This window comes from Klebsiella sp. BDA134-6, from assembly GCF_015601345.1.
Taxonomy (GTDB): Bacteria; Pseudomonadota; Gammaproteobacteria; order Enterobacterales; family Enterobacteriaceae; genus Klebsiella; species Klebsiella grimontii.
Genome location: NZ_CP064784.1, coordinates 5,131,885 through 5,144,544, shown reverse-complemented (window position 1 = coordinate 5,144,544; position 12,660 = coordinate 5,131,885). Strand labels below are relative to the sequence as shown.

Annotated in this window: 14 protein-coding genes and 1 pseudogene; 4 read left to right on the top strand and 11 right to left on the bottom strand. The window is 58.7% G+C overall.

Annotated elements, in window-relative coordinates:
* Positions 1 to 345: 345 nt before the first annotated feature.
* A complete protein-coding gene (tsaD, locus tag IYV58_RS23785; protein ID WP_195729297.1) occupies positions 346 to 1,359 on the top strand; it encodes a tRNA (adenosine(37)-N6)-threonylcarbamoyltransferase complex transferase subunit TsaD in 1,014 nt (337 codons plus the stop codon).
* A gap of 46 nt (positions 1,360 to 1,405) precedes the next feature.
* Here tsaD and IYV58_RS23780 read toward each other — a convergent pair whose 3' ends face one another.
* From IYV58_RS23780 to IYV58_RS23745, 8 genes are all read right to left on the bottom strand, one after another.
* A complete protein-coding gene (locus IYV58_RS23780) occupies positions 1,406 to 3,013 on the bottom strand; it encodes a purine-cytosine permease family protein (RefSeq protein WP_004125368.1) in 1,608 nt (535 codons plus the stop codon).
* A gap of 151 nt (positions 3,014 to 3,164) precedes the next feature.
* Entirely contained in the window at positions 3,165 to 3,782 is a 618-nt protein-coding gene (gene ureG, locus IYV58_RS23775) for an urease accessory protein UreG (RefSeq protein WP_004105899.1), read from the bottom strand.
* An 8-nt stretch (positions 3,783 to 3,790) separates the two neighbouring features.
* The gene (locus IYV58_RS23770) at positions 3,791 to 4,465 is read right to left on the bottom strand and encodes an urease accessory protein UreF (protein WP_004125365.1); all 675 of its coding nucleotides are present in this window, start codon (positions 4,463 to 4,465) and stop codon (positions 3,791 to 3,793) included.
* Entirely contained in the window at positions 4,466 to 4,936 is a 471-nt protein-coding gene (ureE, locus tag IYV58_RS23765) for an urease accessory protein UreE (RefSeq protein WP_004125362.1), read from the bottom strand.
* A gap of 9 nt (positions 4,937 to 4,945) precedes the next feature.
* Positions 4,946 to 6,649 carry an urease subunit alpha gene (gene ureC, locus IYV58_RS23760; RefSeq protein WP_195729713.1) on the bottom strand — a complete coding sequence of 568 codons (1,704 nt, stop codon included), beginning with the start codon at positions 6,647 to 6,649 and terminating at the stop codon, positions 4,946 to 4,948.
* The gene (locus IYV58_RS23755; protein ID WP_049112561.1) at positions 6,642 to 6,962 is read right to left on the bottom strand and encodes an urease subunit beta; all 321 of its coding nucleotides are present in this window, start codon (positions 6,960 to 6,962) and stop codon (positions 6,642 to 6,644) included. Before IYV58_RS23755 ends, ureC begins: the two co-directional genes overlap by 8 nt.
* A gap of 9 nt (positions 6,963 to 6,971) precedes the next feature.
* Complete coding sequence (locus IYV58_RS23750) at positions 6,972 to 7,274, bottom strand: urease subunit gamma (protein ID WP_004125356.1); 303 nt, start codon at positions 7,272 to 7,274, stop codon at positions 6,972 to 6,974.
* Positions 7,275 to 7,283: 9 nt separating this feature from the next.
* On the bottom strand, positions 7,284 to 8,108 hold the full coding sequence (locus tag IYV58_RS23745) for an urease accessory protein UreD (protein WP_004125353.1): 825 nt from the start codon (positions 8,106 to 8,108) through the stop codon (positions 7,284 to 7,286).
* On the opposite strand from IYV58_RS23745, the pseudogene IYV58_RS28410 reads away from it, so the two are divergent.
* Positions 8,098 to 8,181, top strand: a pseudogene (locus IYV58_RS28410) (short-chain dehydrogenase); the annotation flags it as partial. The gene IYV58_RS23745 and the pseudogene IYV58_RS28410 overlap by 11 nt on opposite strands.
* Positions 8,182 to 8,391: 210 nt before the next feature.
* Here the strand turns inward: IYV58_RS28410 and plsY are convergent.
* Complete coding sequence (gene plsY, locus IYV58_RS23740) at positions 8,392 to 9,012, bottom strand: glycerol-3-phosphate 1-O-acyltransferase PlsY (protein WP_004125351.1); 621 nt, start codon at positions 9,010 to 9,012, stop codon at positions 8,392 to 8,394.
* Positions 9,013 to 9,224: 212 nt separating this feature from the next.
* Between plsY and folB the strand changes: the two genes are divergently transcribed.
* Both folB and bacA read left to right on the top strand, forming a co-directional pair.
* The gene (gene folB, locus IYV58_RS23735; protein ID WP_004125349.1) at positions 9,225 to 9,608 is read left to right on the top strand and encodes a bifunctional dihydroneopterin aldolase/7,8-dihydroneopterin epimerase; all 384 of its coding nucleotides are present in this window, start codon (positions 9,225 to 9,227) and stop codon (positions 9,606 to 9,608) included.
* 203 nt (positions 9,609 to 9,811) lie between these two features.
* Complete coding sequence (gene bacA, locus IYV58_RS23730) at positions 9,812 to 10,633, top strand: undecaprenyl-diphosphate phosphatase (RefSeq protein ID WP_004125333.1); 822 nt, start codon at positions 9,812 to 9,814, stop codon at positions 10,631 to 10,633.
* 10 nt (positions 10,634 to 10,643) lie between these two features.
* Here the strand turns inward: bacA and IYV58_RS23725 are convergent, their stop codons facing one another.
* Positions 10,644 to 11,885: a multifunctional CCA addition/repair protein gene (locus IYV58_RS23725; protein WP_142469400.1), complete on the bottom strand. Its 1,242-nt coding sequence runs from the start codon at positions 11,883 to 11,885 to the stop codon at positions 10,644 to 10,646.
* A gap of 60 nt (positions 11,886 to 11,945) precedes the next feature.
* Positions 11,946 to 12,566 (bottom strand): TIGR04211 family SH3 domain-containing protein, encoded by a 621-nt coding sequence (locus tag IYV58_RS23720; protein ID WP_004125329.1) that lies wholly within the window; start codon positions 12,564 to 12,566, stop codon positions 11,946 to 11,948.
* Positions 12,567 to 12,660 lie beyond the last annotated feature (94 nt).

Here is a 12,660-nt window from a genome sequence, read left to right as displayed (position 1 = left end):
TAAAGCACCGACGCGATTTTTGAAAGGGACTTTTATAAGGACAGGGAGTATACACGAAGTGAACGCCAGGGGTGAGGAAAGTTTTATACCCGTCGTCTTTCAGCCCGCAGGGGCGTTGGCTTTTGAGTTACGAGTCTCATCCATGAGACTCGCCCTTACGGGCCGTCGTTCCACGACGTTCAAATCTGTTCCTGACAGATTTGTCGCTTACCCCAGTCACGTACTTTCCGTACGCTCCGGGGGATGTGCTGCGTCGCTGCCTTCCCGCGACCTGAAATTCTTAGGGTATACATCAATCCGCATTGGTCCTACACTGCGCGGTATTGAAACGAGGTAAAACTAGCCATGCGTGTACTGGGAATTGAAACATCCTGCGATGAAACCGGCATCGCCATTTATGACGACGAAAAAGGTCTGTTAGCCAACCAGCTGTATAGTCAGGTGAAATTGCACGCTGATTACGGCGGCGTGGTGCCTGAGCTGGCCTCGCGCGACCACGTGCGTAAAACTGTCCCCCTGATTCAGGCGGCGCTCAAAGAAGCGGGGCTGACGGCAAAAGAGATTGATGCCGTTGCGTATACGGCGGGCCCGGGCCTGGTTGGCGCGCTGCTGGTCGGCGCAACGGTTGGCCGATCGCTGGCGTTCGCCTGGAACGTGCCGGCGATCCCGGTACACCATATGGAAGGGCACCTGCTGGCGCCGATGCTGGAAGATAATCCGCCGCAGTATCCTTTTGTCGCGCTGCTGGTTTCCGGCGGCCATACCCAGCTGATCAGCGTCACCGGCATTGGCCAGTATGAACTGCTAGGCGAATCGATTGACGACGCGGCGGGCGAAGCCTTCGATAAGACAGCGAAACTGCTGGGGTTAGATTATCCCGGCGGCCCGATGCTGTCGAAGATGGCCTCCCAGGGCACCGAAGGGCGCTTTGTCTTCCCGCGCCCGATGACCGACCGCCCCGGGCTGGATTTCAGCTTTTCTGGCCTCAAGACTTTTGCCGCGAACACCATCCGCAGCAACGGCGATGACGACCAGACCCGCGCCGATATTGCCCGCGCGTTTGAAGACGCGGTCGTGGATACGCTGATGATTAAGTGTCGCCGCGCGCTGGAACAAACCGGCTTTAAACGGCTGGTGATGGCGGGGGGCGTCAGCGCTAATCGTACGCTGCGCGCGAAGCTGGCGGAAATGATGCAAAAGCGCGGTGGGGAAGTCTTCTATGCCCGTCCTGAATTTTGCACCGATAACGGCGCGATGATTGCCTATGCCGGGATGGTTCGTCTGCACTCCGGGGCGAAAGCGGAGCTCGGCGTCACCGTTTGTCCGCGCTGGCCGCTGGCTGAGCTCCCGGCGGCATAACGTCTGATGTTTCACAGGCCGACGTCCTGTCGGCCTGCCTTCCTGCTTATTCCATACTCTTACATAGCGAACAAATCGCCCCCTGGTGCTTGTGCGAATGCATCACGTCAGGACGTTCGTACTCTTCCCGGCAGCTCAGGCAGCGGTAAACGGTGATCGACGCGTTACCCTGCGCATCGTAGCGCGGCTCGGCAATACCGTCATCGTGCTGTTTAATGTAATAGCGCCCGCGGGTAGCGATCCCCATGACCGGCGTCATCACGAAAGCCACCACCAGCGCAATCAGCGGCGAGAACGGTGCCAGCGTTTCGCCCAACAGGCCGAAGAAGGCGCTAATCGACAGGCCTGCCGCGAGGGCAAAAGAGACCACGCCTACCGGGTTGACGTTGTAGATCATCCCGCGGCGATACTCCGGCTGCGCCGGCGCCAGCTTCAGCACCCCTTTGTTGAGGGTGATGTCGGTGGCGACCACCACTACCCAGGCGATGGCAAAGTTAGAATAGAAGCCGAGGATCCACGCCAGAGCGCTAAACATGTCGCCTTCCATCAGGGCAAGGGCAATCGTCAGGTTGACGATGACGAAAATAATCCGCCCCGGGTAGCGCTTGGTGGTGCGTGTCCAGGCGCTGGTCCACGCCAGCGAGCCGGAATAGGCGTTGGTGACGTTAATTTTAATCTGCGAGATAACCACCAGCACCACCGCGAGGGTGAGCGCCAGCCAACCGGGGACCAGGTTATCGAAAACGCTGACGAACTGTTGCACCGGTTCGGTGTTGTGCACCGCAGGGAAGCGGGTCAGCAGATAGAAGCCGAGGAAAGCGCCGATAATTTGTTTAATCGCGCCTAACACGACCCAGCCCGGACCGGCGGAGAACACCGCCAGCCACCAACTTTTGCTGTTTTCCGCGGTTTTTGGCGGCATAAAGCGCAGATAGTCGATCTGCTCGCCAATCTGCATGATCAGCGACAGGCACACCCCCGCGCCGAGCATAATGGCGGTTAAATCTACCGTTGCAGCGTTGTTTTTACCGGCGAAGTTCATAAATCCATCCACCAGATCCGGGTCTTTGGCGATAAGCCAGGCCACCGGAACCACCATCAGGACCAGCCACAGCGGCGTCGTCCAGACCTGAAGGCGAGTCAGCGCCTTCATGCCGTAGACCACCAGTGGCAATACCATCAGCGTGGCAATGAGGTAGCCCATCCACAGCGGGATCCCCAGGCCTACCAGCAGCCCCTGCGCCATGATCGAGCCTTCAAGTGCGAAGAAGATAAAGGTAAATCCGGCGAAGATAATGCTGGTGATCACCGAGCCAAAGTAGCCGAAACCGGCGCTGCGGGTGATCAGGTCAAGGTCGATGTTATAGCGCGCGGCGGTAATCGCCAGCGGGATACCGGTAAGAAAAATAACCAGCGCCGCCAGCAGGATCGCGTAAATTGCATTGGTGGTGCCCCACGCCATGCCGATGCTGGCGCCAATAGAAAAGTCAGCCAGATAGGCGATGCCGCCTAAGGCGGTCACCGCCACAACCCCCGGTCCCCAGCGGCGAAAGCTCAGCGGAGCATAGCGAAGGGTATAATCTTCCAGCGTTTCTTTGGAGCCGGAGGCACTGGTTTGCGCAGGTAAATCAGTTTTTATATCCAGTGATGACATAGTCATTCCTTAATGGTTAGGCATGACTGGAATTAGCAAACCTTATGCCACATCGCAGGGCAGGCGCTATCAGGGCTTCATGAAGGGGATGGCTAAAGAGAGGGCAGGGCGTGCACCATCCCGACACCTCTGCGCCGGGATGGTGCAGGGGTTACTTGCCGAGCATGCCTTTGTCTTCGATAAAGGCGATGATATTTTGCAGGCCGTCACCGCTTTTCAGGTTGGTGAAGCTCCACGGGCGTTCGCCGCGCATGCGCAGGGTATCGCGCTCCATCACTTCCAGAGACGCGCCCACGTACGGTGCAAGATCGGTTTTGTTGATCACCAGGAAGTCGGATTTGGTGATCCCTGGTCCGCCTTTGCGCGGGATCTTTTCCCCTTCCGCCACGTCGATCACGTAGATGGTGAGATCCGCCAGCTCCGGGCTGAAGGTGGCGCTCAGGTTATCGCCGCCGCTTTCCACAAAGATGAGATCGAGATTGCCGAATTTCTCGCTCAGCGCTTCCACCGCGGCAAGGTTCATCGACGCATCTTCCCGAATAGCGGTATGCGGGCAGCCGCCGGTTTCGACGCCGACAATTCGTTCAGGCTCCAGGGCACCGGCTTCGGTGAGAATGCGCTGATCTTCTTTGGTATAGATGTCGTTGGTGACCACCGCCAGCTGCCAGGTGTCGCGCATGGCTTTACAAAGGGCTTCCAGCAGCGCGGTTTTTCCGGAGCCGACCGGGCCGCCGACGCCGACGCGCAACGGTTGCTTAATCATGTTCATACCTTCTCCTAAGAACGGAATAATCGGGAATACTGGGTTTCGTGCCGGGCGGAAGCGATAGCCGCAAGCGGCGTCGCCGAACCGAGGGCGTCGTCCGGGGCGGCAAGGGCGCTGTCCATGTCCGCCGCGTAGCGGTCGCACAGGCGCAGAATCAACTGCTGGGCCGCCTGCTGGCCAAAGGGCACCAGCTTGACGCCCGCCATTACCGCGCTTTCAATCCAGCTATAGCCAAGGCTCAGGGCCAGGTCAGGAATAGCGATTTGCCAGCGTACGCCGAGCCACGCCATGCCGGTTAGCTGACTTTGCTGGCACAGCTTGCGCCACTCGGGCGGGCAGTCCGGCTGCCAGTCGGCCAGCAGCCGGGTGAAGGCCGCGCCGCGGTTGCGCTCTTCATCGCGCAGCTCGCGAGTTTCCCGGCAGGCGAGAAGATAAGCGGTCCAGCGCCGGGCGCAGGCCAGATCGCCCGCTTCGCAGGCCCGGTAGAGGCGGGCAAACAGCGGCAGGTCGACGGTAAAAAAGCTCTGCTCCATCTGCCGCAGCTGCCAGTGCTCAAAGGCGGCGGTATCTGCTACCCAGCCCGCTTCCACTGCCCACTCCAGCCCCTGGGACCAGCTGTAGCCGCCAACCGGGAGGCTGCTGCTGGCAAGCTGCATCAAGCGCAGACGTTTTTCCGGCGTCGGCATTTAGTGGCTGTGCTCATGATGGTGATGATGGTGATGGCCATGCGACTCGCTGGCGTAGGCACCGGCTTCCGGTTCAAACGGCAGATGCGCGAAATCCACGGCCAGACCAAACTGGCGCAGCATATCGTCCAGGACGTGATCGTGATGATAGCGCAGCTCGCCGGGCATAATTTGCAACGGTACGTGGCGATTGCCAAGGTGATAGCAGGCCTTCGCCAGCACAAAGGGGTCATCGCAACGTACGACCGAAACGGCTTCATCGGCGGCGATCACTTCAATGAACTCGCTGCCGTTTTCGTTGCTGAGAATATCGCCGCCGCGCAGCAGCAGGCCGCGCGGTAGCAGCAGGCCCGCCTGACGACCATCGTTAAGCGTGACTTTTATGCGGCTTTTTACCCGCACGTCAATCGGCAGGGTAACGCTGGCGGTGGCCTGCGCCGGTGTCTCCACCCGTTGGGTTAAATAAAGCATGTGCGCTCCTTAAAACAGGAAATAACGTTGCGCCATTGGTAGCACGTCCGCCGGTTCGCTGGTAATCAGTTCGCCGTCGATGCGCACCTCGTAGGTTTGCGAATCCACGGTAATATTGGGCAGCAGACCGTTGTGGTGCATATCGGCTTTTTGTACCGCGCGGCAGCCTTTCACCACAGCCGTCGCGCTGTGCAGGTTCAGCCGTTCAGCGATGCCGTTTTCCGCCGCCGCCTGCGACAGGAAGGTCAAACGGCAGCTGTGACGTGCGCTGCCCAGCGCGCCGAACATCGGGCGATAGTGTACCGGCTGCGGCGTTGGGATAGAGGCGTTGATGTCGCCCATCGGCGCCATGGCGATCATGCCGCCTTTAACGATCGTTGCCGGTTTCACGCCGAAGAAGGCCGGGGACCACAGCACCAGATCCGCCAGTTTACCGGCTTCAATCGAGCCGACTTCGTGGGCGATACCGTGGGTCAACGCCGGATTAATGGTGTATTTAGCGATATAGCGCTTCACGCGGAAGTTGTCGTTATCGCCGCTCTCTTCCGCCAGCGGTCCGCGTTGAACTTTCATGCGGTGCGCTACTTGCCAGGTGCGCAACACCACTTCGCCGACGCGCCCCATCGCCTGCGAATCAGACGAGGTGAGGGAGAAGGCGCCGAGGTCGTGCAGGACGTCCTCCGCGGCGATGGTTTCACGCCGAATGCGCGATTCGGCAAACGCTACGTCCTCGGCGATATCCGGGTCGAGGTGATGGCAAACCATCAGCATATCCAGATGTTCGTCAATGGTGTTGACGGTATAGGGCAGCGTCGGGTTGGTCGATGACGGCAAAATATTGGGGTGCGCGCAGGCGGTAATAATATCCGGCGCATGGCCCCCGCCCGCGCCTTCGGTATGGAAAGTATGGATAGTGCGTCCGTCGATGGCCGCCAGGGTATCCTCAACGAATCCGGACTCATTGAGGGTATCGCTGTGCAGCGCTACCTGCACGTCCATTTCGTCGGCCACGGTCAGCGCGCAGTCGATTGCCGCCGGGGTCGCGCCCCAGTCTTCATGAATTTTCAGGCCGATAACCCCGGCCGCGACCTGCTCACGCAGCGCGTCGGGATTCGAGCCGTTGCCTTTACCCAGCAGGCCAATATTGACCGGCAGGCTGTCCGCTGCCTGCAGCATCCGCGAGATGTACCACGGCCCGGGCGTGCAGGTCGTGGCGTTGGTGCCTGCCGCCGGGCCGGTCCCGCCGCCGATCATGGTGGTAACGCCGGAGACCAGCGCTTCTTCCGCCTGCTGCGGACAGATCCAGTGAATATGCGTATCGACGCCGCCGGCGGTGACGATCTTGCCTTCCGCCGCAATAATTTCCGTGGCCGCGCCGATAGGGATCGTGACGTTGGGCTGAATATCCGGGTTGCCGGCTTTGCCGATCGCGAAGATCCGTCCGTCTTTGACGCCGATATCGGCTTTGACGATCCCCCAGTAATCGACGATCAGGGCGTTGGTCAGCACCAGATCCACGCACTCGGCGGAAAGCATCTGTCCTTGTCCCATTCCGTCGCGGATCACTTTACCGCCGCCAAATTTGACCTCTTCGCCGTAGGTGGTCAAATCATCTTCGACTTCGATCCACAGCTCGGTGTCAGCCAGGCGAACTTTATCGCCGGTGGTAGGGCCGAACATGTCAGCATAGGCCTGACGTGATATTTCACTCATCATTTGCCTCCAGCGCGCCCATCACCTCACCGCGAAAACCGTACACCGCGCGGGTTCCGGCCAGCGCCACCAGCTCCACCTCGCGTTTTTGGCCCGGCTCGAAGCGCACTGCGGTGCCGGCGGCGATATTCAAGCGATAGCCGGTCGCCTGCTGGCGATCGAACTTCAGCGCCGGGTTGACCTCGGCGAAGTGGTAATGTGAGCCGACCTGAATCGGCCGGTCGCCGTGATTTTCAACGATAATGCAGCAGGTGGCGCGGCCGACGTTAATCGCTATCTGGCCGGGTTTTACCTGATATTCTCCTGGGATCATCGCGCTACCTCAGATTATCGGGTTATGGACGGTAACCAGCTTCGAGCCGTCCGGGAAGGTGGCTTCGACCTGGATATCGGGGATCATTTCCGGCACGCCTTCCATGACCTGATCGCGGCTCAGGACGTGGCGCCCCTCTTCCATCAGCTCGGCGACGCTTTTGCCGTCGCGCGCACCTTCCATAATAAAGGCGCTAATCAGGGCCACGGATTCGGGATAGTTGAGCTTCAGGCCGCGGGCCAGGCGACGCTCCGCCACCAGCGCGGCGGTGAACAGCAACAGCTTGTCTTTTTCTCGGGGTGTCAGTTCCATAGCGTTCTCTTAAGTCAGCCAGATTCGGGGAAGTACCGGAGATTTGCCGGTCAGGTGCGGGCGCATAAATTGCCAGATATCGCGCATCGCCCGCTGGCAACGCAGATTATCGTCACTTAGAAAGCGTACCGTCAGCAGGCCGTCGGTGAGCGTCGCGCCGGCGTAGTTTGCCAGCGGCGTAAGTTTTTCGCGTACGCCTTCCAGCAGCGTTTCGTTCGCCGGGTAGAACAGCATCGTTCCCACCCATGGCTGCTGCGCGACGCAGGCCAGCTGTCCATCGGCCAGGCTAAGGCGCTCAATCAGCAGCGGAGAGCCGTCGACCCACACCTCCAGGCGATTGGCAAGCGCGCCGTGGCTAAAGGCTTCGCCGATGACCGGCCGGCCAAGACACAGCAGGTCCCAGGCCAGCAGCGTGCTGGAGGCGGCGAGATGAAATGCGGTATGCAACGAGGCGTTGGCGCCGGGAAAGAAGATCGCGTCCTGCGGCAGCCACTCGAGCGTCGAGTTTTCGGCCAGCGTCAGGGTTTGCTGAAGCCGCGCCTGCGCGCCGCTGCTGCGATAAAACTTGCTGGCGCCGGGCATAGTTATCAGCGTATGGCAATCGGGATCAATGGTCGCGCTAATGGTGAGCTCATCGCCGCCGACGATGCCGCCGGGCGGATGAAGCAGATAGAGATGGCAGGTCTCTTCTTCGGGGTAAAACGGGCGCTGAACGGTGAGGGGACCGACATGACGACGGGAGGCGAGCGTGGTTTTCCCGCCGAGAAATTGAAACTGGAGGTCCAGCGAGGCCTGCCAGCCTTTTTTATTCTGTGGTAACACGGTGCCGTGCAATGTCGCGCCCCTGCAAAATCAAGATAAAACAGCAGCGAAGAGTATTGATCGGGGGCTAACCATCCCGGTCATATGAAAAGCTTATGCCCGTCATACTTCGGGCCATGGCCGCGTTGGCAACGGGCTACTCGGCCCATCCATGGGCCTCGCCCTGCCGGGCCGTCGCAAGCGACGTTCAAATCTGCTCCCGGCAGATTTGTCGCTCGCCCGAATCACTGACTGGAGTAAGTTCATCGGTACTCACTCACTTGCCGCCTTGCCGCGAGTTGTGGCGAAGCAAAGGCTATTTCTGCTCCGGCGCTTTTTTCTTCTTTTTGAAACGAGACCAGATGCGGGTTTCCTGACGACGCCACAAACGCTGAATGTTGTCATGATGGCGCAGCAGGATCAGGCAAGACAGCATCGAAACGGGGAAAGTGTACTGCGGTTTGAACCACCAGACATAGAAGGGCGCAATCAGCGCGCTCACGATGGCCCCAAGAGAGGAGTAGCCGCTAAGTAGAATCGTCAGCAGCCAGGTTCCGGCCATCACGCCGGTAAGATCCCAGCCGATAGGAGCAATGGCGCCGAAGGCGGTCGCCACGCCTTTGCCGCCGCGAAAGTTAAAAAATACCGGCCAGATATGGCCCACGCAGGCGGCGATCGCCACCAGGCCGAGCCAGAACGGCGTCAGGCCTAACGCCCACGCGCCCCAGACCGGCAGCATGCCTTTCAGTACGTCAAAAATAAGCACCGCTACGGCTGCGCCTTTGCCACCAATTCGCAGGACGTTTGTCGCCCCTGGATTGCCGGAGCCGCTGTCGCGGGGGTCGGGAAGGCCAGCGAGGCGGCAAACGAGAATGGCGCTGGAGATTGAGCCGCAGAGGTAGGCGAGGATAACCAGTCCAGGCGCGATTGCACTCATCAGCTGTTCCATTTAGAAAGAGTTGGTTTATCCCCAGCGCCGTCGGCGCGCTGGCCCGCCCGGACGCATCGCAATGCCATGCGCCTGGAGCCTTGCCGCGTCGCGGTCTTACTGCAACGCAAATTATTTAGGGGATGTCTTTGCATCTGTGGATAATACGCATAATTGGCCAGAAGTGGTATCCGGTTTAGTCAAAAAGCAGGCGGGTCGTGATGGATATTGTATTTATAGAGCAACTTTCGGTAATCACCACGATTGGTGTTTACGACTGGGAACAAACCATCGAACAGAAGCTGGTGTTCGATATCGAAATGGCGTGGGATAACCGTAAAGCGGCGGCCAGTGATGATGTCAACGATTGCCTCAGCTATGCTGATATCAGTGAGCTGGTGATCAACCACGTTGAGGGAGCGCGCTTTGCGCTGGTGGAGCGCGTGGCGGAAGAGATAGCCGACCTGCTGCTGGAAAAGTTTCAATCACCATGGGTACGTATTAAAGTCAGCAAGCCCGGCGCGGTAGCGCGAGCGGCCAACGTTGGCGTCATTATTGAACGTGGCCTTAATCTGAAACAAAACTTTTCAGGTCATACTCGTTAAACAAAGTGTGTTTATACCGGTCATAGAATCCGACCATCAGGCTATGCTATTTGCCGTTTTGTTCCAGAACAGCGCTCGAAATCCTTGCGTACAACCTGTACGCTCATTTTTCTGCGCGCTGTCTGCGGCCAAATAAGCACGCCTGATAGCTCGGTTCTTCGTTCCTGGTTTTTTTCATTTTACTTTTTAAAGGGTTTAATTGGATGAGCGATATACACTCGCTGCTGATAGCGGCAATATTGGGTGTGGTTGAGGGTTTGACAGAATTTTTACCTGTCTCCAGTACTGGTCATATGATTATTGTCGGTCATCTGCTGGGTTTTGAAGGCGATACCGCAAATACTTTTGAAGTAGTGATTCAGCTTGGCTCCATTCTGGCCGTTGTGGTGATGTTCTGGCGCCGTCTGTTTGGCTTAATCGGCATTCATTTTGGCAAAAAGCCTGAACATGAAGGCCAGGGCAGCGGTCGCCTGTCGCTTATCCATATTCTTTTGGGGATGATCCCGGCGGTGGTGCTGGGGCTGATTTTCCACGATACCATCAAGTCGCTGTTTAACCCGATTAACGTGATGTATGCGCTGATTGTGGGCGGCGTGCTGCTGATCGCGGCGGAAGTGCTGAAGCCAAAACAGCCGCGCGCGGTGGGCATTGATGATATGACCTATCGTCAGGCGTTCGTCATCGGCTGCTTCCAGTGTCTGGCGCTATGGCCGGGCTTCTCGCGTTCCGGAGCGACGATTTCCGGCGGGATGCTGATGGGCGTAAGCCGCTATGCAGCCTCTGAGTTCTCGTTCCTGCTGGCGGTGCCGATGATGATGGGGGCAACCGTACTGGATATGTACAAGAGCATCGGGTTCCTGAACGCCAGCGATATTCCGATGTTTGCCGTCGGTTTTGTCACGGCGTTTATCGTTGCGCTGATTGCGATTAAAACCTTCCTGCAGCTGATTAAACGTATTTCGTTTATCCCGTTCGCCATCTACCGCTTTATTGTCGCGGCAGCGGTCTACGTGGTCTTCTTCTAAGCGCCCGCCCTCAGTCCCGCGGCTGAGGGCAACGCTTTTCTTTCCAGCGGGCGACGGCCTGAATTCGCCGACGCGTCAGCTCTTCACGAATCTCAACGCCCTGAAAACCTTCGGCAACCACCTCTTTTGTTGAGACCGACCGGGCAACATCCCAGGCTTCCAGCAGCAGGCGTCCCTGCGGATAATCGCAGGCTTCAAAGCCGGTGCGCCCGCGCACGTCGGCCTCGCTGGTTAACGCGATTTGTCTGACACGATGCGGCTTGCGCCAGGCGTCAATATTATCGAACAGCTTGACCAGCGTCTTCGGCTGCAGGATAGGCAGCGTATGAATCAGATCGTGAAATTCGGCGACCAGCTTCGCCAGGTCGCGAATGTCGTTTGGTACTCGCAGGCGGGTGCAGAGCTGCTCGACCAGCTTAACCCCCGCCGGGCCGTGACCATGATGGCGCGGCCAGAGCGCTTTCGGCGTCAGCCCTTTCCCCAGGTCGTGGCATAGGGTGGCAAAACGGACATCCACTTCGGGCGAGAGCATTGCCGCCATGGTGACGGTCATCAGCGTGTGCAGGCCAGTGTCGATTTCCGGGTGCCATTTAGCCGGGGCCGGTACGCCATAAAGCGCGTCGACTTCCGGGAACAGCACCTTGAGCGCGCGGCAGTCGCGTAATGTCTGGAAGAAGACCTGCGGATTGCGGGTGGAAAGGGCGCTTTCCGTCTCTTTCCACACCCGCTCAGGCGTGAGGTGCGCCAGCTCGCCGGCATCGGCCATGGCGCGCATCAGCGCCATGGTTTCATCGGCGATGCGGAACCCCAGATGCGCGTAGCGGGCGGCAAAACGCGCCACGCGCAGGACGCGTAGCGGATCCTCGCTAAAGGCGGGCGAGACGTGGCGCAACAGGCGCTGGCGTAAGTCAGCCTGGCCGCCGTAGGGATCGATAACCTGGCCGTCGGCGTCCTGGGCCAGCGCATTGATCGTCAGATCGCGGCGCAACAGGTCTTGTTCAAGGGTAACGTCGGCTGCGGCATAGCAGGTAAAGCCGGTGTAACCAGAACCTGACTTGCGCTCGGTACGCGCCAGGGCATACTCTTCGCGGCTTTGCGGATGAAGGAACACGGGAAAATCACGGCCTACCTGCTGGTAGCCCGCGTCGAGAAGTTGCTGAGGCGTGGCGCCAACTACGACCCAATCTTTGTCTTTAACCGGTAGCCTTAATAACGCATCTCGTACTGCACCACCGACCAGATAAACCTTCACGCCTTACTCTCCCGTCTTCATTTTCTTACGATGATACGTAAGTCTGGCAGAGAAGACGAATTAGTTCATCCAACGGTCTTTGCGTTTGCGGCTCGGTACCAGGTGCGGCAACACCAGTCCGAGGATCAGGCCGACGCCTAGCACGCCGCCGCCGTACATAAACCACTGCATGATAATGGTGCGCTGTTTGTCATCAAGCTGTAGATTCGCGGCGTTTACCTTTTTCTGCGCGACAACCAGCTCATTTTTCAGCTTTTGGTTCTCTTCTTTCAGGCCGTTAATCACGGCGTCGCTACCGGCGACTTTCTTCTGCATGTCCGCCGTGCGCTGGTTCCAGGTGGTGTCGATGTTGTTGAGTTTGTCGGTCAGGGTTTTGACCTGGTTTTCCAGATCCGGCACGCGGGTGCGCAGGCTGGGCTCGTTGCTCAGCTCTTTCAGGGGGATCCAGGCTGTACGGCCGCTGCCGTCGCGTACCTGAGCATAGTTAGTGCTGTCGTTGGTTTGCAGCACCGCGACTTCTTCCCCGGCGTTGATGGTGCCCACGAGACGATAGTTATCGCCTGGACCGCTGCGCACCCAGGTATTCAGTTCATCTGAAACGTAACGTTTTTCTTCCGCGTGAACCGCCGTGGCGGCGCTCAGCGCCAGCAAAGTCAATGTAATAAGGCGTAATTTAGGCATCAGGTCATCGTTTGGTCATAAAAAGTTGAACGATAGTAGTGGCATCGCCGAAGCGACGCAAAGTTTTCCGCCACAATCGGAATCATCCAGGAGG

Excerpts from the sequence above, each read along its gene's own strand:
- tsaD (WP_195729297.1), top strand. The coding sequence starts at position 346 with ATGCGTGTACTGGGAATTGAAACATCCTGCGATGAAACCGGCATCGCC.
- IYV58_RS23780 (WP_004125368.1), bottom strand. The coding sequence starts at position 3,013 with ATGTCATCACTGGATATAAAAACTGATTTACCTGCGCAAACCAGTGCC.
- ureG (WP_004105899.1), bottom strand. The coding sequence starts at position 3,782 with ATGAACATGATTAAGCAACCGTTGCGCGTCGGCGTCGGCGGCCCGGTC.
- IYV58_RS23770 (WP_004125365.1), bottom strand. The coding sequence starts at position 4,465 with ATGCCGACGCCGGAAAAACGTCTGCGCTTGATGCAGCTTGCCAGCAGC.
- ureE (WP_004125362.1), bottom strand. The coding sequence starts at position 4,936 with ATGCTTTATTTAACCCAACGGGTGGAGACACCGGCGCAGGCCACCGCC.
- ureC (WP_195729713.1), bottom strand. The coding sequence starts at position 6,649 with ATGAGTGAAATATCACGTCAGGCCTATGCTGACATGTTCGGCCCTACC.
- IYV58_RS23755 (WP_049112561.1), bottom strand. The coding sequence starts at position 6,962 with ATGATCCCAGGAGAATATCAGGTAAAACCCGGCCAGATAGCGATTAAC.
- IYV58_RS23750 (WP_004125356.1), bottom strand. The coding sequence starts at position 7,274 with ATGGAACTGACACCCCGAGAAAAAGACAAGCTGTTGCTGTTCACCGCC.
- plsY (WP_004125351.1), bottom strand. The coding sequence starts at position 9,012 with ATGAGTGCAATCGCGCCTGGACTGGTTATCCTCGCCTACCTCTGCGGC.
- folB (WP_004125349.1), top strand. The coding sequence starts at position 9,225 with ATGGATATTGTATTTATAGAGCAACTTTCGGTAATCACCACGATTGGT.
- bacA (WP_004125333.1), top strand. The coding sequence starts at position 9,812 with ATGAGCGATATACACTCGCTGCTGATAGCGGCAATATTGGGTGTGGTT.
- IYV58_RS23720 (WP_004125329.1), bottom strand. The coding sequence starts at position 12,566 with ATGCCTAAATTACGCCTTATTACATTGACTTTGCTGGCGCTGAGCGCC.